This window comes from Collimonas sp. OK242, assembly GCF_900107095.1.
Classification (GTDB): Bacteria; Pseudomonadota; Gammaproteobacteria; order Burkholderiales; family Burkholderiaceae_D; genus Collimonas.
The window spans coordinates 76,750-95,466 of record NZ_FNOR01000012.1 but is presented as its reverse complement, the minus strand read 5'-3'; the positions used below and the strand labels follow the sequence as shown (position 1 = coordinate 95,466).

Below are 18,717 nucleotides of genomic sequence, written 5' to 3'. Positions count from 1 at the left end.
GATTACTTTGCTTAGAAAATGTGACGGATACCGACGGCGACGCCAGTCACACTATCCTTGCCAACCAGTTCCGACAAGGCTGCGTTCTTAGCCTTGTTGTAATCCACCGTACCGTAGACCTGGGTCCGTTTGGACAAGGCGTATTCGGCGACGCCGACCAGCGCGTAACGGGTGCCGTCGCCCAGGTTGCCCAAGGTAGCGACCGTGACGTTCTTGCTCTTGTCATAATAACCGGCTGCGGTCAGCGACCAGGCTGGAGTCGCCTGGTAAGTCGCGCCCAGGAAGTAAGCATCGTCCTTACGCTCGACACCGGCGATGCCGCCGTTGATGGCAGCCACGCTATTGGAAACACCGAAATATGCAGGAGTGGTGCCGGTGCTGTCCTTGATCCGATAGTAGCCGCCGAACAGTTTGGCCGCGCCCAAGGTGTAGGAAAGGCTCAGATTATAGGCAGTGTCTTTCCAATCCGAATTGGTCGGGCTGACAGTTTGCTGAAAGCCGCCGCCAATGGCAAACGGGCCGGCGGTATAAGCCAGCGTACCGCCGATCTGGCTGCCCAGCTTGACCGATCCGGCCTTCTCGCCCGCGGCATAGCTCACGCCGGCAGCAAGGCCGCCGAAGGTGCCGTAATATTTGAGCATGTTCGAATTGCGAACCAAGGTCGCGCCGGCCGGCATCCATGCGTTCTGGTCGTAATTGCCGACTGTCAGCGGATCGAAGTGATCTGCCATGAGATCGAACAGCGGAGTCTGTTGACGGCCTACGGTAACCTGGCCGAAACTGCCGCTCAAACCAACGTAAGACTGGCGGCTGAACAAGACGCCGGGGCTGGCCATGCCGCCGTTATCGGAATTGAAGCCATTCTCGAGACGGAAAATCGCTTTCAGGCCACCGCCCAGATCTTCACTGCCTTTGAATCCCAAACGACTGTTCGAGATCGCGCCGTTCGTGACTATGAAGTTTTTCTGTCCGGCCGCGTTATCGCTGCTGAGATATCGGATGCTGGTGTCGACAATGCCGTAGATAGTGACACTGGTTTGCGCCATTGCGCTGCCGCTGACCAAGCCCGCCGCCGCCAATAACAAAGGGATTTTTTTCATGCATGTCTCCATAGATTAAACATTTTTAGATTTTGTTCGATGGCATGGCCGCATATTGCTACGTCGCCCTAGCCATCGCCTTACCGCCACTGCTGCTACTTGCTACTACATCGCGCTGCCATTTCAGCGTTGTCGGGGGTAAAGCTGAACGGACATCATATCAGCACAACTTTTCCCCAAGACAAGTTGTTGCAAAAACCCCACTAGGTTTATTCCGCTTTCAAAACACCGCGCCGTATCTGATCGCGCTCGATCGACTCAAACAGCGCCTTGAAATTGCCTTCGCCGAAGCCTTCATCGCCTTTACGTTGGATAAACTCGAAAAACACCGGGCCCAGGGTGGTTGCTGAAAATATCTGCAACAGCAGGCGTTGGCCCTGGTCGTCCGAGACGCCATCCAACAGGATGCCGCGCGCTTGCAGTTCGGCGGTCGGCTCGCCGTGGCCGGGCAAACGCCCTTCCAGCATCTCGTAATAGGTTGCCGGCGGCGCTGTCATGAACGGCGTGCCCATTTTCTTCAAGGCGTCCCAGGTCTTCACCAGATTATCTGTTTGCAAAGCAATATGCTGGATCCCTTCGCCATTGAACTGCATCAGGAATTCTTCGATCTGGCCAGAACCCTTGGACGACTCTTCATTTAAGGGAATCCGTATCTTGCCGTCTGGCGCGCTCATCGCCTTGGATGTCAGCCCGGTGTATTCGCCCTTGATGTCGAAATAGCGGACTTCGCGGAAATTGAACAGTCGCTCGTAAAAGGCGGCCCAGTGCGCCATCCGGCCGCGATACACATTGTGGGTCAGATGGTCGATGGTTTTCAGGCCGGCGCCGACAGGATTGCGCTCGACGCCGTCGATGAATTCAAAATCGATGTCATAGATCGATTTGCCCGGAGTAAAGCGATCGATCAGATACAGCGGCGCGCCGCCGATACCTTTGATCGCCGGCAAGCGCAGTTCCATCACGCCGGTATCGATCTCCATCGGCTCGGCGCCGCGCTCCAGCGCGCGCTGGTAGGCCAGGTGCGCATCATGGACGCGAAACGCCATGCCGCACGCGGACGGGCCATGCTCTTTAGCAAAGTAATAGGCGGGACTTTTCGGCTCGTAGTTGATGATGAAATTGATATCGCCCTGGCGATACAGCGTCACGTCCTTGGAGCGGTGACGCGCCACCTTGACGAAGCCCATGGCTTCGAACGCAGGCTCCAGCACGTTCGGCGCTGGTGATGCGAACTCGACGAATTCAAAGCCGCACAGGCCCATAGGGTTTTCAAAAAGGTCGGACATAAGGCACTCCTGAATATAAAGTCTGGTGGACTGGGTCAAACGGATCAGCTGCGGGTAGCAGTTTGCTCCGGGATTTCTGGCGTAATTTCCGGCGTAATCAGTTGTTGCAAGGCGATTTCAAAAGCCACTTTCGCAATGCCGGTATGGCTGGCGGAATGGCTGCGGCATTTTTCAAGTGCCGCGGCCACCGTTGCCGAGACGTCGCCGAAGATGGCTTCATCCGATATCTCGACCTGGCTTTGCATCAGAAATGCGAAGGCGCGCGCCATGCCGCAATTGGCGACGAAATCCGGTATCACGGCGACGCGGTTATCGGCATGCTCGTAGATCGGGCCGTAGAATATGTCGCTGTCGGCAAACGGTACGTTGGCGCCGCTAGCAACCACTTCGAGGCCGTTGGCGAGCAACTGGTCCACCTGCTCCTGCTTGACCAGGCGCGAGCCGGCGCAAGGCAGGAAGATGTCGGCGCCGACGCTCCAGATCGCCGCATTGCAGGCGGCGAAGGACAGCATGTTCTCGGAGATCAGCTGATTGCCCTGCTTGGCCAGGAACAAGGCATGCACTTCTTCATGGCTGTAGCCAGCGGCATTGATCAGGCCGCCATTGCGGTCGATGATGCCGACCACGCGCGCGCCGGCCCTGGACAAGTAATATGCAGCAGTCGAGCCGACATTGCCCCAGCCCTGCACGATCACGCGCTTGCCTTCTACGCTGCCGCCATACAGCCGGTAGTAATGCAATACGGATTCGGCCACGCCCCAGCCGGTGATCAGGTCTGCCACCAGATATTTGCGGCTGGCAGCCGGCGTGTAGCGCACGTCTTCCACCACCTTGGCCACGCCCATGCGCAACTGTCCGACTTTCTGGATCCGTTCACTGTCGCTAGGCTGGAAATGGCCATTCACAATCCCTTCCTGCGGATGCCACAAGCCATAACTTTCAGTCATCGGTATCACTTCATGGACTTCGTCGACATTCAGATCGCCGCCGGTGCCGTAATAGGTTTTCAGCAAAGGCGTCACCGCCTTGTACCAGCGGCTCAGCACGCCATCCTTGCGCGGATCGGCGGGATCGAAATCGATACCCGATTTAGCGCCGCCGATGGCCGGACCAGAGACGGTGAATTTGACTTCCATGGTCTTCGCCAGCGACTCGACCTCGCGCCGGTCCAGGCCGCTGCGCATGCGGGTGCCGCCGCCGGCAGCGCCGCCGCGCAGCGAATTGATGACAATCCAGCCGCGCGCCGGGGTTTGCGCGTCATGCCATTCAAAGACGATTTCCGGCGCTTTGCTTTCAAACGCATTGAGTAAAGCCTTCATACTTCTCCTTGGTATATCTGTAGCGGCAATAATGCCGTGCGCCGCTATGTCTGCCCTTGTGTTTTTTAGCCGAGCAACAATTTGTCGTCATCAATTTTTTCACCGCGCGTGGTTTCAAACATGCGCAGCAGATCGGGCACGTCCAGACCGCGCCGCTGTTCGTCATGCACATCCAGAATCACTTTTCCTTCGTGCAGCATCACCGTCCGCGTACCGTAGTCGAGCGCCTGCCGCATGCTGTGCGTCACCATCATTGCCGTCAGCTGGCCGGACTCGACGATCTTGGCGGTCAGCGCCAGAATGAAGGCCGCGGTTTTCGGATCCAGCGCGGCGGTATGCTCATCCAGCAGCAAGATGCGCGACGGCTGCAACGAAGCCATCAACAGGCTGACTGCCTGACGCTGGCCGCCGGACAGCAAACCCATGCGATCGGACAGGCGGTTTTCCAGCCCCAGGCCGAGAATGCTGAGCTTTTCCCGGAACAGTTCACGCATCGAACGGTTCAAGGAGAAACGCAGGCCGCGCGCCGCGCCGCGCTTCCAGGCCAGCGCCATGTTTTCTTCAATCGTCAGGCTCTCGCAGGTACCCGCCATCGGATCCTGGAACACCCGCGCCACCAGATCGGCGCGCTGCCAGCTGGTGCGCCGGGTAGCGTCGGCGCCGTCGATCGTGATGCTGCCGCTATCCACCATCAGGTCGCCGCTGACCGCATTCAACATGGTCGACTTGCCGGCGCCGTTGGAGCCGATTACGGTGACAAACTGCCCTGACGGAATTTCCAATGAAAGACCGCGCAATACCTTGTTTTCGATGGGAGTGCCGGGATTGAAGGTAATTTCCAGATTATTCAGTTGCAACATCAGTTTTCCCCTTCCCGGGTGGCCGCCACGACACTGCCGCCAGAAGGTTTGAGTTTCACATTGCCGCGCATGCGGCCGAAGCGGCGCTTGAAATTAGGTATCAACAATGCGAACCCGACCAGCAATGCGGTCACCAGATTCAGGTCCTGCGCCTTGAGGCCGATAAAATCCATGTCCAGCGCCAGCGCAATGAAGAAGCGGTACAGCACGGCGCCGAAAATACAAGCCGCGGTAGTGATCACCAGGCTGCGCGCCGGCACCACTGTTTCGCCGATAATCACCGCCGCCAGTCCGATCACGATGGTGCCTATACCCATCGAAATATCGGCGCCGCCCTGCGTCTGCACATACAGCGCACCCGCCAGCGCCACCAGCGCATTGGAAATAGCCAGGCCCCAGACGGTCTGGCGGTTGGTGGAAATACCTTGGGCGCGCGCCATGCGCGCATTGGCGCCGGTAGCACGCATCGACAGCCCGGTCTCGGACGCAAAAAAGGCATCCAGCAGGATCTTGGCAATCAGTACGATCACCGCCATCACCACCGGCTGTACCCAGTAATCAGGCAAATCGCCGATACGTATCATGCTGAAAACCGTCGGCTCGCTGATCAGCGCCACGTTAGGTTTGCCCATGATGCGCAAGTTAACCGAATACAAGGCAATCATCACCAGGATACTGGCCAGCAATTGCATGATCTTGAGATACACGTTCAAACAAGCGGTCACGCAGCCGGCCAGTCCGCCGGCCAGCAGCGCGACGAAGGTGGCGAGGAAGGGATTCCAGCCAGAGACAATCAGGGTTGCGGCGACTGCGCCGCCGAGGGGAAAACTGCCGTCGACCGTCAGGTCGGGAAAATTGACGACGCGGAAAGACAAGAACACGCCAAGCGCAACCAGGCCGAAAATCAGGCCGATCTCGATGGCGCCAAGCGAAGCGATGAGCGACATATACTTCCTTTACTTCCTTAAACAAGCTACATGACTAAGCTACAGAATCGCCGCCCCAGCCAGGCGGCAGGCGGTTCGCCAACTAAACAGATCACCAGCAATACATCGCTGGCAAGACGAAGTGCGAACGGCCGCGACGGCCATCCGCGCACATCTTATTGTTCGACCACCTTGGCCGACTTGATCAATTCGGGCGACAAGGTCAGCCCCTGTCTCTGCGCAGCTTTAGGATTAACGTAGAGTTCAAATGTCGTGCTGGTTTGCGAGGCGATCTTGCCAGCCGCTTCGCCCTTCAGGATGCGCACCACGATCTTGCCGGTTTGACGGCCGAGATCGTAATAATTCAAACCGATGGCGGCCGCCGCACCGCGCTTCACCGCGCTGGTATCGGCTGCGACGATAGGCAGCTTGGCTTGTTCCGCCACCTTGACGATGCCTTCAAATGCCGACATGACGTTGTTGTCGGTAGGCGCGTAGATCACGTCGACCTTGCCCACCAGGCTTTGGGTAGCGCTAGGTACATCGATGGTGCGGGCGGCAGCGCCCTCGACCAGGGTCAGGTCGGTGCCGGCCAGCAGCTTCTTGAGCGATTCGACGATAGACACCGAATTCGCTTCGCCCGGGCTGTAGATCACGCCGATGCGCTTGGCCTTAGGCGCAACCTGGCGAATCAGATCGATCTGCTTGGCCAATGGCGACATGTCGGACACGCCTGTGACATTGGTGCCGGATGCATCCCAGCTCTTGACCAGCTTGGCCGCGACCGGATCGGTCACCGCGGCATACACGATAGGCACGCTCTTGGTGGCGGCCACCAGCGCCTGGGCTGAAGGAGTGGCAATCGCCACCGCGACATCCGGCTGGCTGCCGGCATACTTGCGGGCGATTTGCGAAGCCGTAGCGTTGTTGCCTTGCGCGCTTTGGTATTCGAATTTCAGATTCTTGCCAGCCTCGTAGCCGGCAGCTTTCAACTCATCCTTGACGCCATCGCGCACAGCGTCAAGCGCCGGATGTTCAACGATTGCAGTGACCACCACCGTTTTGTCGGCGGCATAGACGGCGGAAGCGGATACGCCCGCCAGACTGAGCAAGACTACAGATGCGATAGCGGAACGCAAGAAAGGAAATTTCATGACTTTGTCTCCAGATAAGTCAGTTTGGGTGCCGGGAATCGGCTTCTTTATTATATTGCAACAGAGATTTTCCCTCTGTGGCGCCATATGTTATTTTGAAAAAAGTATAGCTTTGAACGTTGAAAATTGGTTTGCGAGTTGAGACCGTTTTTTAATGGCTTATGAAATATAATTTCGCTACAAACCTATAAATCGAGAATAAATTGCACAAAATTGATATCGATCAAATCGACCGCAAAATGCTGACGTTTTTGCAGAAGAACGGTCGCGCATCCAATCTGGAGCTGGCGGCAGCAGTCAATCTGTCGGCTCCGCAATGCCATCGCCGCCATCGGCGACTGGAGGAAGCGGGCTTCATCGTCGGCTATGAGACCAGGTTGAGCCCCGCCAGCCTGGGTTTGAACGTGATTGCCTTCGTCCATGTATCGATGGAAAAAGGCCATATCAACGATCTGTCCGGATTCAGAGCCGCCATCAACGAATGGCCGCAGATTCTGGAATGCTACTCGATTACCGGTGATTTCGATTATGTGCTGAAGGTCACCGCACACGATCTGAAAGAGCTGTCGGATTTTCTGATGGAAAAGCTGATGCGCATGCGCGGCGTCAGCGGCGTCCGTTCCAGCGTCTGCCTGGATGAAATCAAAGCGACCAACATGCTGCCGTTGCCGGCCGCATAAAACGGCGGCCGAATAAAAAGGCCGCATCCTTGTGGGATGCGGCCTTTTGGACTACTAGCGAGATTCAAGCAGGTCAAGCAACCTTCGCTGCGAAGAATTGCTCATCTTCAGTCGAACCGTGCAAAGCGGTAGTCGATGACTGACCTTGCTGGATAGCCTGGGTCACTGCATCGAAATAGCCGGTGCCGACTTCACGTTGATGCTTGACCGCGGTAAAGCCCTTGTCGGCGGCTGCGAATTCGGCTTCTTGCAGTTCGACGAATGCGGACATCTGGTTGCGTGCATAACCGTGCGCCAGGTTGAACATCGAGTAGTTCAATGCATGGAAACCGGCCAGCGTGATGAACTGAAACTTGTAACCCATGGCGCCCAGTTCTTTCTGGAACTTGGCGATAGTCGCGTCGTCCAGGTTCTTTTTCCAGTTGAACGACGGCGAGCAGTTATACGCCAGCATCTTGCCTGGGAACTTGGCATGCACCGCTTCTGCGAATTTCTTGGCGAAAGCCAGGTCCGGCTTGCCGGTTTCACACCACACCAGATCGGCGTATGGCGAGTAAGCCAGTGCGCGCGAGATAGCCTGGTCGATCCCTGGACGCGTCTTGTAGAAGCCTTCGACAGTACGTTCGCCAGTCAGGAAGGGCTTGTCGTTTTCATCGACGTCGGAAGTCAGCAAATCAGCTGCTTCAGCATCGGTCCTAGCGATCACCAGAGTCGACGTGCCGGAAACGTCGGCCGCCAGACGCGCTGCGTTCAGCTTTTCGATCGCTTCGCGGCTTGGCACCAGTACCTTGCCGCCCATGTGACCGCACTTCTTGACGGATGCAAGCTGATCTTCGAAGTGAACCCCGGCTGCCCCGGCATCGATCATCGACTTCATCAGTTCGTAGGCATTCAGCACGCCGCCGAAACCGGCTTCCGCATCGGCCACGATAGGAGCGAAAAAGTCGATATCGTTTTTGCCTTCCGACCATTGGATCTGGTCAGCGCGCTGGAAAGTATTATTGATGCGCTTAACCACCAGCGGTACCGAATTGGCAGGATACAGCGATTGGTCAGGATACATTTCGCCGGCCAGGTTGGCGTCGCCGGCAACTTGCCAGCCTGACAGGTAGATCGCTTTCAAGCCAGCCTTGACTTGCTGCATCGCCTGATTGCCGGTCAGCGCCCCGAGAGCGTTGACGAAAGGCTCGTCGTGAACCAGGTTCCACAGTTTTTCGGCGCCGCGCTTTGCCAGCGTATGTTCGATCTGTACGGAACCGCGCAAACGGACCACGTCTTCCGCCGAATAGTTGCGGGTAACGCCTTTCCAGCGCGGGTTCTCGGCCCAGTCCTTGGCCAAGGCTGCTACTTGCTGTTCACGTGTGGTCATCGTCGCTCTCCTGTTAAAAACAAAAAGTAAAATCAAATCCGATGACTAAATAGTAGGCTTATCTGTGCGCGGCAACAATGTCTTATATAAGACATATAAGTATTTTTATATCGTTTAAATTCAATAACTTAACTATTAATTTTCGCGATGTGGAATAAAATTCCTGAAAGTGAAATATCGAAATGCTGCCTCGCATTTCTGATTTTCATATTATGAAACGCAAATTTCGCATACTGAAATATCGTGTTCGAAAGCGGGGAAGCCAACTCCCCCGCCTTACATTCAGAACGATTTTGTCATCGACAGATAGAAACCACGCCGCTGTCCAAACTGCGGCGCGCCGACGCCGATGCCGGAACCGTCGCGTATTTCATAGACCTTGTCGAACAGATTGATCACGCTTAAACGCGTAGTGAACTTGCCGATCGGGCTACCGCTGAACACATGGCTGGCGCCCAGGTTGACCTCGGTATACGCAGGCAGGTGCTCGGTATTGGCGAAGCCGCTGCGCAAGCCGCTGCCGAACAACGCGTCCGCGGTCCATGTCGTGCCTTGCCACAGATAGGAGACGCCGGTCGATGCGGTGATGGCCTGGTCATGATCGAGATGCACCCAATTGCTGGCAATGTAATGTAGTTCATCCTGCCCGAAGTTGTACTGGCTGGAAACGATGTTCTTACCCAGTGCGGTTGAGCGCGCCACATTCAAATATGCGCCCAGATCGCCCTTGCGGTAGTTGAGCGTCAGCTCCAGGCCATAGACCTTGCCTTGGGCATAGTTGAACGGCGTGTACAACAAGGCCGATCCGAACTGTCCCTCATCCAGCAGATTCTTGACTTTCTTGTAGTAACCATCCAATCCCAGCGTCAAATGCTGTGTCAGCTGATGATTGACGCCGAGATCGAAGTAATCCGAACTTTCCGCCTGCACCGGATCGTTCTGGCTGCTGGGAGATGCATTCGTGGTGCCGTTGAAGCTGGCGATGGTGCTGGAGCCGATCAGTTCGCTGGCCGGCGGCGTGAAGTATTTGGCGTAACCGGCATGGAAGGTGGTCTGCGGCGTCATCTGGTACACCACGCCGATGCGCGGGCTGAACTGGCTGGCGGTGACATAGGCATTGACCCAGTCGGCGCGGGCGCCGTAGTTGACGGTCACCTTGTCGCTCAGCTTCCATTCGTCTTGCAGGTACAAGCCGGTCTGGTTGGTGGTCTTCCGGTTGCTGTCGGCCAGCGCAATCGGCTGCGTAGCCAATTGATTACCGCTGTCGTCGGCCGGAAAGGTCAGGGAGTCGCTGCTGTTTTTTAAATTCTCTCGCGTATAGTTGATGCCGGCGCGCAGAGTATGGCTGGCGTTCAAACGGTAGCTGCCGTCAGCCTGCAAGCCATTCGCCAGACCGGTCCGCAATACGCGGGAAGCAACGCCGGTATACAAAAGGTCGCCGACCTGATCCGGCTCGAACAACACTTTCGAATAGCGGCTGAACGCGGCCACCTGATAGTCGATGTCAGAGCCGATTTTTCCTTGCAAGGCAAGAATCCCGTAGCGATTGGTTTCGCGCTGCCGTTCGTTCAGGTTGGCCGACGGGAAGTCGGTTACGCCGTCGAGCTGGAAACCTGGCGTCTGATCCGGGCGGTTCGGAATCTGGAAGCGGCCGTCCGAATTACCCAGGATCAGGCTGACGCGCGTATCCGCATCGAGCATATAGGAAAAATAACCGAAAGCCTTGTTTTGCAAAGTCCGGTCATGCAAGGCGCTCGAGGCGCCGGTAGGATTTTCGATGCCCAGGTTGTTGGCTTCGAAGGAACCGTTGAGGTAATAGCTGAAGGAGTCGGTGCTGCCGCTGACATCGCCGCTGACCTGGCGCGTATTGTAGCTGCCGACCTGCACGCCGATATTGCCGCCATTGACCAGTTCGCCGGTCTTGGTATGAATATCGACGACCCCGGCAGTCCGATAACCATATTGCGCCGGCAAGGCGCCGGTAAGGACGCTGACGCTATCGACAAAGCGGGTATCCAAAGTCTGGCCGAACCCGGAAATACTTTCCGGCAAAATGATGCCGTTCAGCCGATATTGCAGGTCGGCGTGGTCACCTCGCACATGCAACTGGCCGAAAGAATCCTGCGCCACGCCGGGGGCGCGCAGCAGGACTTCATTGAACGCCGTGTCTTCTCCCTGCGGCATGGCGGCGATTTCCTTGCGGCCGATACGATAAATGCTGCTGCCGGTTTCTACCTGGATCCCGTTCCTGGCGCGATCCAGCCGATCGGCTGTGACCACCACGGCGCTGCCCGCCTGGACCGTGTTTGCCTGGCTGGCTTTCAACGTGATATCGGCGGTTGCGCCGGCCTCGTCGGCCACCGTCACCGTGCCGTTTTCCGATTGGAAGGAAGGCTTGCCAACGCTGATGGCATAGCTGCCTGGGGCAATGTCGCTAAAGACAAAGTGCCCTTGCTGATCGCTCCTGGTGCTGCCGACCGCCTTGCCGGTCGCGTCTTTCAAGGCGACGGTGGCGTCCGGCAAAGGATGGCCGAGCGCATCATGGATGGCGCCGCTAATCTGTTTGGCGGCGGACTGCGCATAAGCCGCGGGAATAGCAAAGCCGTAGGCAAGCGCAATCAGGGCGCTCAGGTGCAACAGGCGTGTTTTCATTCTCAAACTCCAGTAAACGGAATAACCCAGCCGCCGGACCGCCGGCCGCCGGATCTGCAGCAAGCGCTGCATACAATCGGGAAATGGCATACAAACAGCTTCAAGGCTGTTTCAGGTCGGAAATAATGGGATAACAGAAGGTCAAACGACGACGGTCGGCGGGGCTTGAGAATGCGGGATCAGGAAATGTTTCTGCGCTGGTATAAAGGCATAGGCCGGTTCGATAGCAGTGCGATACGCAAACACCAGGACCGGCGTCAGCACCGGCACCGGGCTGGGTGGGGCTGGAGAAGGAAAATCGGCAGCCAGGTCGCAGCTGACGCAGTCGGACGAAGTTTCGGCCAGGCTATGATTATGGAATGCCATCCCGACCAGTTGCAGCACCAGGATCGCCAGCGCCAGCCATAGCGCGAACTGCTGCAAGCGCAGCTTGAAGCGGCGCCGGGCATGAAAATGCGGTTCGACGATCAGCCGCATGAGAAGCTCGCGCGGTTGCAGGGCACTGCTATCCCTCGCAAATCTGCAGACGTGCCTGCCGCGCGCGCTAAGCGCGGCGATGACGGAGCAGGACTGGTCTGAAGATACATGCGGTTCTGGCCTGGCTTATATGGTTTATATGGCTTACGTGGCTGACGGAAATCAAAGACGGCAAGCTGCAAGTGTAATCGCGAACCGGTATTGCTTGCAAGGCAATTGCAACAGAGTTGCATAATTTAGTTGACGACAAGCCCGGATGGTAGCGAACCAGCCCATGTGCCGGCGGCCGCAGTATCGGCCACATCCATGTCGATCTTGATATATTCAATGTTCAACGTAATGGCCTCGCTATAACGCAGCACGAAATAATCGCCATCGACCCCGTAGAAGCGCGCCAGATCTTCTGCTACGGTGCTGCTGTCTTCCTTGTCGGCGACCAGCGGCCGCCGCATCACCTGCGACAAGATGAGGCGATCCAGGCTGCCGCCGGCATCGACAAAAAAATCATCCAGGATGCCGGTAAACAATACCGCCTGCCCGGCCACATTCACAATCGCAGATACGGCAATCAGGTCGGGTTGCTGATCCCGGTCGAAATCGGCGCCGGTCAGCAGGTAGTACCAGGGCGCCTGGTTAAAGCGTAGCCAGGGAACAAACCAGCCGGCGTCGGAGCGATCCAGCCGAAAGCGGGTGATGGCGAGCCGAAAACAATTGGGCACGACCCAGGCGCCGCCATACAAACTCAGGAAATAAGCGCATATCCAGGAAAACTGCAGGGCGATCCCCTGGATTGCCCTGGACTGGCTGGCGGGATCGGAAGACAAGAGTTCCAGCAACAATAGCGGTTGCAGCGCACGGCCGAATAACACTGCGGACGCGAGCAACCACAAAGGGTGGAAAACGCAGTTCCACAGCATGGCCTCAGTGACAATCTGTCCGAACGGAGAATAATCAAGGGAAATGCGCTCTGCCCGCTTAAATCGGGAACGGGCAATAAAACCGGGGAGTAACAGCAGGAAGACGATTAAAGCAGGCAGCGCTACGTTCATCGTTCCGCTCAGGCGGCCTTGGGAACGATTTTGATACGGTACTGGACAGTTCCCTCTTGCGCGGAATGCAAGCTGATCACGTCTTCGTCATTGGAGACTGCGGTGGCCGTAGTGGATAGCGACGACTTGGAGTTCTTGCTGGCCAGGTAGGCGCGCAACTGCAGCGTCGCGCTGGGGTCAGCGAGAACTCTTTTGGCCAATTCGCTCTGGAGTGCTTTCATAGTGAGCTCACTATGCCATAAAAAAACATCTTTTGCATGATGTCATTCCAACATCTTCATCCGACATCTTTATGAAACGGAAGCATGGCCTAACACCGCTATTGTTAAATAGCGATCGACGGTGAAGACATCACTGCGCTGGACAATAACGGCCTGCATCGGCTGCGCCGGCGGATCGGCATGATTTTCCAGCATTTCAACCCGCTCAACGCCAAGACCGTGGCCGCCAATATCGATTGGCCGCTAAAGATTTCGGGCAAGTACATACAACTGGAACGAGTAGCAAATTGCGAGGGATTTTTAGTTTACACTGACTGTTTGACGATTAACGAACACATCGACCTCAGAGGCAAATCATGGAAGAAAAAGTGGAAACAAACGCATCTCAGCGCGATGCATTCCTGGAAGAAAAAGCATTTAAATCACGTACCGTGCTGGTCTTCGGCCAAATCAACGATACGCTTGCGCGGGATGTTGTCAGGCAGCTGATCGCCCTGTCCGGCGAATCTACAGCGCCGATCAATCTCCTGGTTTGCTCACCCGGCGGACACGTCGAGTCGGGCGACGTGATCCATGACGTCATTCGATTTATCGACGCGCCGGTCAACATGATCGGCAGCGGCTGGGTTGGCAGCGCGGCAGTCAACGTATTCCTGGCAGTGCCTAAAGAACGGCGCTACTGCCTGCAAAACACGCGCTTCCTGATTCATCAGCCGAGCGGCGGTGTAGGCGGCCAGGCTTCCGATATTGCGATTCAGGCGCGCGAGATCATTCGCGTGCGCGAACGCATCGGCGCCTTGATTGCTAAAGAAACCGGGCAGAAACCGGAAAAAGTGATGACCGACATCGACCGGGATTACTGGATGTCGGCGCCAGAAGCAATAGAGTATGGCCTGGTGTCGAAATCCATCGTGAGCGCCAAAGAACTTTCGTAACTCCAGACCACGATCGGTCCAATCAAGCTGAAACCTGATCTGGCGCGCAATGAACAAAAAGGGGGGCAAGTAAAACTTGCCCCCCCTTTTTTTTATTACCCCTGTTAAGCCGCCTTACGCTCCTGCGCCACGCTCTCACGCAGGCGCTTGGCTGCCAGCACCATGTTTTCCAGCGCCTCGTAAGTCTCAGGCCAGCCGCGCGTCTTCAGGCCGCAATCCGGATTGACCCACAAGCGCGCATCGGGAATCACACCGCGTGCCTTGTGCAACAGGCGTTCCATCTCGTCGACTTGCGGCACCCGCGGCGAATGGATGTCGTAGACGCCGGGACCGATGTCGTTCGGATAGGCGAACTGCCCAAAACCGTCCAGCAATTCCATATCCGACCGCGAAGTCTCGATAGTGATGACGTCCGCGTCCATCGCTGCGATCCATGGCAGGATATCGTTGAATTCCGAATAGCACATGTGGGTGTGGATCTGGGTTTCGTCGCCGACGCCGGCGGCGCTGATCTTGAACGCGCGCACCGCCCAGTCCAGGTAATGCGGCCAGTCGCGTGATTTCAACGGCAAACCTTCACGGAACGCCGGTTCGTCGATCTGGATCATGCCGATGTTGGCTCGCTCCAGGTCGCAGACTTCGTCGCGCAAGGCCAGGGCGATCTGCAGCGCGGTGGTTTCGCGCGGCTGGTCGTCGCGCACGAAGGACCATTGCAACATGGTCACCGGACCGGTCAGCATGCCCTTCATCGGCTTGCTTGTCAGGGTCTGGGCAAACTGGCTCCAGCCCACGGTCATCGCTTCCGGACGATACACGTCGCCATAAATGATCGGCGGTTTGACGCAGCGCGAACCGTAGCTTTGCACCCAGCCGTTGGCGGTGAAGGTGTAACCCCACAATTGTTCGCCGAAATATTCGACCATGTCGTTGCGCTCCGGCTCGCCATGCACCAGCACGTCAAGACCGAGCTGTTCCTGTTTCTCCACCACGACGCGGATTTCTTCGCGCATCTTGTCGAGGTAATCCAGGTGACCGATTTCACCGCGTTTGTAAGCGGCGCGCGCCTGGCGGATTTCCGCGGTCTGCGGGAAAGAGCCGATGGTGGTGGTCGGGAAAGCCGGCAATTGCCATTTGGCTTGCTGCTTGGCGATGCGCTCGGCAAAACCAGCAGAGCGCTCGGCATCCGCCGCCGTTACCGCAGCCAGACGCTTTTGCACCAGTGGATTGTGGATGCGGCTGGAGCTGCGCCGGCTGGCCTGGGCCGCACGTGAAGCGACGAATTGCGCTTCCACTTCGCCTGCCTTGCCATTCAATGCCAGCTTGAGGGTGACGATTTCGGCCAGTTTCTGGGTAGCGAACGCCAGCCAGCTTTTCAATTCGTCGTCGAGCTTGGTTTCGCTGGCCAGGTCCACCGGCACATGCAGCAACGAGCAGCTGGAAGCCACCCACAATCTGTCGCCGAGTTGCGCTTGCACAGGCTTGAGCCTGGTCAATACCTGATCCAGGTCGGTACGCCACAGGTTGCGGCCGTCGACCACGCCTAGCGACAGCACTTTGTCTTGCGGCCAGCCGGCAACGATCTGCTCCAGCTGATCGGCGCCGCGCACCAGATCCAGATGGACGCCGGCCACCGGCAGCGAACGCAGCAGTTCAGCGTGCTCGCTGACTTCGCCGAAATACGTGGTCAACAGCAATGCCGGCGCAGTGCCGGCCAATTGCGCATAGGCAGGGGCAAAGGCGGCACGCCAGGTCGCGTCCAGTTCCAGCGCCAGGATCGGCTCATCGATCTGTACCGATTCGATGCCGGCAAGCTGCAAACGCTGCAGCAATTGCTGATAGCCGGCCAGCACCTTGGGCAACAGATCCAGCTTGTGCGCGACGCCGGACTTGATCTTGCCTTGATACAGCAGCGTCAACGGACCGACCAGCGCTACTTTCACACGATGACCGAGCGCACGTGCTTCGGCAATCTCGTCGTGCAGCCAGTCGACGCCGCCGTCGAACTGCACATCGGCGCTCCATTCCGGCACCAGATAGTGATAGTTGGTATCGAACCACTTGGTCATTTCCATCGCGAAGTGATGCTTGCTGCCGCGCGCCAGGGTGAAATAGTCGGCCAGCGTCAGCTGTTTCGGATCGAAGCCGAAACGGCTTGGAATTGCGCCCAGCAGCGCCAGCGTGCCCAGCACCTGGTCGTACCAGGCAAAGTCGCCGACTGTCACGAAGTCGAGGCCGGCATCGGCCTGTGCCTGCCAGTGACGGGCGCGCAGCGTGGCACCGGTGGTGCGCAATGCAGCTTCATCGGATGCGCCCTTCCAGAACGATTCCTGGGCAAACTTCAGTTCGCGGTGAGCGCCGATGCGCGGAAACCCTAATACGTGTGCCAATGCCATCTTTATCTCCATAAAAACAAATTCAATGACTCGCATATTGGGCCAAGCTGGATTATGATTCAAACGATAAATATTAAGAATCAACTTGAATTTTACTCATACACAGTATTTTAATTACCATTTAAGCAATATATAAGCAAGCATATGCAATCCATCCTGGAACTACGCCACCTGAAAACCCTGCACGCCCTGCGCGAAGCCGGCAACCTGCTGCGTGCGGCGACGCTGCTCAACGTGACCCAGTCGGCGCTGTCGCATCAGATCAAGCAGCTGGAAGATCATCACGGCACCACGCTGTTTGAACGCAAATCGGTGCCGGTGCGGTTTACCCCGGCCGGCGAACGCCTGCTGAAACTGGCGGATGCGGTATTGCCGCAAGTGGCGGAAAGCGAGCGCGACCTGGTGCGGCTGGCGCAAGGCGTGGCCGGCCAGTTGCGGATTGCGGTGGAGTGCCATACCTGTTTCGACTGGCTGATGCCGGCCATGGATATTTTCCGCAAGCGCTGGCCGGAAGTGGAGCTGGATATCGTCTCGGGCTTCCAGGCGGATCCGGTCGGGCTGCTATATGAGCATCGCGCCGATGTCGCGATCGTGGCTGAAGTCGATCTTGATGAAAAGGTGGATTATCATGCCCTGTTCAGCTTTGAAATCGTCGCGCTGGTGGCGCACGATCATCCGCTGGCAGGCAAGGAATACCTGGTTGCCGAAGATTTTGCCGGCGACACGCTGATTACCTATCCGGTGCCGGACGACATGCTCGATGTGGTACGCCAGGTGTTGAAACCGGCCGGCGTCCAGACCGCGCGCCGCACCACGGAATTGACGGTGGCGATGCTGCAGCTGGTCGCCAGCCGCCGCGGCATCGCTACCTTGCCGATCTGGGCCGCGCAGAACTATCTGACGCGCGACTACGTGCTGGCCAAGAGAATCACCGCCAGCGGCCTGACCGGGCGGCTATATGCGGCTTGCCTGCCTGAGATGTCGCAGCAATCGTATCTGGCCGACTTTGTCAGCACCACGCGCGAGAGCTGCTACGTCAATCTGCTGAGCGTGGAATTGCTCTGATTGCTGCGGCTGCCTCTGCAACTAGCGGTCGCATTGCAGGTAGCCGTTTATATTGCTGAAGCTGCCGCTTCTGCAGGAACGCAGGGAGATTGAAGAGCGTACCCTGCGGTTGTCGCTGCCGCCGCAGGTTGCTTCCAGCACACCACCTCGTATCCCGACATCCGAGCAAGACTGGAGGTAGCTCCCCGGCGGCAAGTCTCTGTTGGAACCGCCGTAGTCACGGTCACGGCCACCCATGCACTGCAGGTTGCCGTTGATGTTTTCAAAACTGCCGCTGCGGCAAGATGACAGGGGAATCGCCGTCCTTCTGCCGCCGTTATCGCCTCCGCAAGTAGCTTCCAGCATGCCGCGCCGCACCACAATATCGCGGCAAGAATCGCGATAGCTTCCTGGCGGCGTCCAATTGCTGTCGCCGTAACGGTCGTCGTACCGGTCGGCGCGACGATCGCCATACGAGGGCGTATCATCATAGCCGCCATAAGCGACGACCGGCGCATTGCCATAACCGCCGGCAGCGGCAGGTGAATATCCGCTATAGCCGTTGTCGTAAGGGCCTGCGGCACAGGCGGTAAACACGCCGCAGGCAACGATGGCCAGCACGGATTTGATTGTCATTTTTATCTCCATTCAACAAAGCATTTGGTAGTTTCTAATTATACTTCGACAAAATAGAGATTTTCCTTAGGATTTCCTGACGATCAGGACCAGCTGGGGACCAGGGCCGTGTTCTTGAGAATTTCAGCTGCGTTTGCCGCCACCGAGCGATTGTAGCGAGACAAATGCGGCGCCAGCGTACCCAGCGCCAGGCAAGCGGCTTCCGTCGCTCTTCCCTGCAGCAGATAAGTAAGAGCAAGAATGGCCCGTGTTTCATCGTATAAAGCGTTGCCATAGCCGGCTTCTGCATAACGCTGAAGCTGAGCTGCAAGCAGCAGCTCGCTCTCTTCCAGCCGCCCCAGCAGACGCAAAGTACTGCCGAGCTGGATCGAGGCGCGAGCCTGGCGATATGGATCAAGATCTTTGCTCGCCAGGGCGGCCCGGTAAAACGGTTCCGCCGCCGATTCCAGTCCCGCTGTATCGCGCGCGCAGGCGCGCTCGAACAAAGCCCGGGCATCATCCGCCGGGCGCTCTGCCGCCAGCGCATCGATAGCGCTGACCAGCGCCGTGGGCGAAATCGCATCGACCTGCTGCCAAAGCGCAGCTACACGGGCTTCCCAGTCTTGCATGGCGACGC

The 18,717-nt window shown here is 57.4% G+C and carries 17 protein-coding genes and 1 pseudogene; 4 read left to right on the top strand and 14 right to left on the bottom strand.

Annotation, left to right across the window (positions count from 1 at the left end; translation table 11 throughout):
• Positions 1 to 11: 11 nt before the first annotated feature.
• The 6 genes from BLV81_RS14735 to BLV81_RS14710 all read right to left on the bottom strand — a co-directional run bounded on the left by BLV81_RS14735 (position 12) and on the right by BLV81_RS14710 (position 6,645).
• Complete coding sequence (locus tag BLV81_RS14735; protein ID WP_092357551.1) at positions 12 to 1,100, bottom strand: porin; 1,089 nt, start codon at positions 1,098 to 1,100, stop codon at positions 12 to 14.
• 209 nt (positions 1,101 to 1,309) lie between these two features.
• Entirely contained in the window at positions 1,310 to 2,386 is a 1,077-nt protein-coding gene (gene hppD / locus BLV81_RS14730; protein ID WP_092357549.1) for a 4-hydroxyphenylpyruvate dioxygenase, read from the bottom strand.
• 44 nt (positions 2,387 to 2,430) lie between these two features.
• Positions 2,431 to 3,705: a Glu/Leu/Phe/Val dehydrogenase dimerization domain-containing protein gene (locus tag BLV81_RS14725; protein ID WP_092357547.1), complete on the bottom strand. Its 1,275-nt coding sequence runs from the start codon at positions 3,703 to 3,705 to the stop codon at positions 2,431 to 2,433.
• Positions 3,706 to 3,770: 65 nt separating this feature from the next.
• On the bottom strand, positions 3,771 to 4,565 hold the full coding sequence (locus BLV81_RS14720; protein WP_092357545.1) for an ABC transporter ATP-binding protein: 795 nt from the start codon (positions 4,563 to 4,565) through the stop codon (positions 3,771 to 3,773).
• Positions 4,565 to 5,512 (bottom strand): ABC transporter permease, encoded by a 948-nt coding sequence (locus tag BLV81_RS14715; RefSeq protein ID WP_092357543.1) that lies wholly within the window; start codon positions 5,510 to 5,512, stop codon positions 4,565 to 4,567. Before BLV81_RS14715 ends, BLV81_RS14720 begins: the two co-directional genes overlap by 1 nt.
• Positions 5,513 to 5,667: 155 nt before the next feature.
• The gene (locus BLV81_RS14710; RefSeq protein WP_092357541.1) at positions 5,668 to 6,645 is read right to left on the bottom strand and encodes an ABC transporter substrate-binding protein; all 978 of its coding nucleotides are present in this window, start codon (positions 6,643 to 6,645) and stop codon (positions 5,668 to 5,670) included.
• Between the two features lie 203 nt (positions 6,646 to 6,848).
• Between BLV81_RS14710 and BLV81_RS14705 the strand changes: the two genes are divergently transcribed.
• The gene (locus BLV81_RS14705; RefSeq protein ID WP_092357539.1) at positions 6,849 to 7,325 is read left to right on the top strand and encodes an Lrp/AsnC family transcriptional regulator; all 477 of its coding nucleotides are present in this window, start codon (positions 6,849 to 6,851) and stop codon (positions 7,323 to 7,325) included.
• Between the two features lie 73 nt (positions 7,326 to 7,398).
• Here the strand turns inward: BLV81_RS14705 and aceA are convergent, their stop codons facing one another.
• The 5 genes from aceA to BLV81_RS14680 form a co-directional block, all read right to left on the bottom strand.
• Positions 7,399 to 8,694, bottom strand: coding sequence for an isocitrate lyase (aceA, locus tag BLV81_RS14700; RefSeq protein WP_092357537.1), 1,296 nt, complete (start codon positions 8,692 to 8,694; stop codon positions 7,399 to 7,401).
• A gap of 282 nt (positions 8,695 to 8,976) precedes the next feature.
• Positions 8,977 to 11,346, bottom strand: coding sequence for a TonB-dependent receptor (locus BLV81_RS14695; protein WP_092357720.1), 2,370 nt, complete (start codon positions 11,344 to 11,346; stop codon positions 8,977 to 8,979).
• Positions 11,347 to 11,487: 141 nt separating this feature from the next.
• On the bottom strand, positions 11,488 to 11,823 hold the full coding sequence (locus tag BLV81_RS14690; protein ID WP_092357535.1) for a hypothetical protein: 336 nt from the start codon (positions 11,821 to 11,823) through the stop codon (positions 11,488 to 11,490).
• A 236-nt stretch (positions 11,824 to 12,059) separates the two neighbouring features.
• On the bottom strand, positions 12,060 to 12,692 hold the full coding sequence (locus BLV81_RS14685) for a hypothetical protein (protein WP_143036343.1): 633 nt from the start codon (positions 12,690 to 12,692) through the stop codon (positions 12,060 to 12,062).
• Between the two features lie 188 nt (positions 12,693 to 12,880).
• Positions 12,881 to 13,093, bottom strand: a complete 213-nt coding sequence (locus BLV81_RS14680; protein ID WP_092357531.1) for a hypothetical protein — start codon at positions 13,091 to 13,093, stop codon at positions 12,881 to 12,883.
• Between the two features lie 108 nt (positions 13,094 to 13,201).
• Between BLV81_RS14680 and BLV81_RS24235 the strand changes: the two are divergent.
• Both BLV81_RS24235 and BLV81_RS14675 read left to right on the top strand, forming a co-directional pair.
• Positions 13,202 to 13,351: pseudogene (locus BLV81_RS24235) on the top strand (methionine ABC transporter ATP-binding protein); the annotation flags it as partial.
• Positions 13,352 to 13,449: 98 nt separating this feature from the next.
• Positions 13,450 to 14,028 (top strand): ATP-dependent Clp protease proteolytic subunit, encoded by a 579-nt coding sequence (locus BLV81_RS14675; RefSeq protein ID WP_092357529.1) that lies wholly within the window; start codon positions 13,450 to 13,452, stop codon positions 14,026 to 14,028.
• Positions 14,029 to 14,132: 104 nt separating this feature from the next.
• On the opposite strand, the gene metE is transcribed toward BLV81_RS14675, so the two are convergent.
• Positions 14,133 to 16,421, bottom strand: a complete 2,289-nt coding sequence (metE, locus tag BLV81_RS14670; RefSeq protein WP_092357527.1) for a 5-methyltetrahydropteroyltriglutamate--homocysteine S-methyltransferase — start codon at positions 16,419 to 16,421, stop codon at positions 14,133 to 14,135.
• Between the two features lie 144 nt (positions 16,422 to 16,565).
• On the opposite strand from metE, the gene BLV81_RS14665 reads away from it, so the two are divergent.
• Entirely contained in the window at positions 16,566 to 17,486 is a 921-nt protein-coding gene (locus BLV81_RS14665) for a LysR family transcriptional regulator (RefSeq protein WP_092357525.1), read from the top strand.
• A gap of 21 nt (positions 17,487 to 17,507) precedes the next feature.
• On the opposite strand, the gene BLV81_RS14660 is transcribed toward BLV81_RS14665, so the two are convergent.
• Together BLV81_RS14660 and BLV81_RS14655 are read right to left on the bottom strand one after the other, a co-directional pair.
• Complete coding sequence (locus tag BLV81_RS14660; RefSeq protein WP_176992842.1) at positions 17,508 to 18,101, bottom strand: CVNH domain-containing protein; 594 nt, start codon at positions 18,099 to 18,101, stop codon at positions 17,508 to 17,510.
• Between the two features lie 83 nt (positions 18,102 to 18,184).
• Complete coding sequence (locus BLV81_RS14655; RefSeq protein WP_092357718.1) at positions 18,185 to 18,709, bottom strand: tetratricopeptide repeat protein; 525 nt, start codon at positions 18,707 to 18,709, stop codon at positions 18,185 to 18,187.
• Positions 18,710 to 18,717: the final 8 nt, after the last annotated feature.

Excerpts from the sequence above, each read along its gene's own strand:
- BLV81_RS14735 (WP_092357551.1), bottom strand. The coding sequence starts at position 1,100 with ATGAAAAAAATCCCTTTGTTATTGGCGGCGGCGGGCTTGGTCAGCGGC.
- hppD (WP_092357549.1), bottom strand. The coding sequence starts at position 2,386 with ATGTCCGACCTTTTTGAAAACCCTATGGGCCTGTGCGGCTTTGAATTC.
- BLV81_RS14725 (WP_092357547.1), bottom strand. The coding sequence starts at position 3,705 with ATGAAGGCTTTACTCAATGCGTTTGAAAGCAAAGCGCCGGAAATCGTC.
- BLV81_RS14720 (WP_092357545.1), bottom strand. The coding sequence starts at position 4,565 with ATGTTGCAACTGAATAATCTGGAAATTACCTTCAATCCCGGCACTCCC.
- BLV81_RS14715 (WP_092357543.1), bottom strand. The coding sequence starts at position 5,512 with ATGTCGCTCATCGCTTCGCTTGGCGCCATCGAGATCGGCCTGATTTTC.
- BLV81_RS14710 (WP_092357541.1), bottom strand. The coding sequence starts at position 6,645 with ATGAAATTTCCTTTCTTGCGTTCCGCTATCGCATCTGTAGTCTTGCTC.
- aceA (WP_092357537.1), bottom strand. The coding sequence starts at position 8,694 with ATGACCACACGTGAACAGCAAGTAGCAGCCTTGGCCAAGGACTGGGCC.
- BLV81_RS14695 (WP_092357720.1), bottom strand. The coding sequence starts at position 11,346 with ATGAAAACACGCCTGTTGCACCTGAGCGCCCTGATTGCGCTTGCCTAC.
- BLV81_RS14690 (WP_092357535.1), bottom strand. The coding sequence starts at position 11,823 with ATGCGGCTGATCGTCGAACCGCATTTTCATGCCCGGCGCCGCTTCAAG.
- BLV81_RS14680 (WP_092357531.1), bottom strand. The coding sequence starts at position 13,093 with ATGAAAGCACTCCAGAGCGAATTGGCCAAAAGAGTTCTCGCTGACCCC.
- BLV81_RS14675 (WP_092357529.1), top strand. The coding sequence starts at position 13,450 with ATGGAAGAAAAAGTGGAAACAAACGCATCTCAGCGCGATGCATTCCTG.
- metE (WP_092357527.1), bottom strand. The coding sequence starts at position 16,421 with ATGGCATTGGCACACGTATTAGGGTTTCCGCGCATCGGCGCTCACCGC.
- BLV81_RS14665 (WP_092357525.1), top strand. The coding sequence starts at position 16,566 with ATGCAATCCATCCTGGAACTACGCCACCTGAAAACCCTGCACGCCCTG.
- BLV81_RS14660 (WP_176992842.1), bottom strand. The coding sequence starts at position 18,101 with ATGACAATCAAATCCGTGCTGGCCATCGTTGCCTGCGGCGTGTTTACC.
- BLV81_RS14655 (WP_092357718.1), bottom strand. The coding sequence starts at position 18,709 with ATGCAAGACTGGGAAGCCCGTGTAGCTGCGCTTTGGCAGCAGGTCGAT.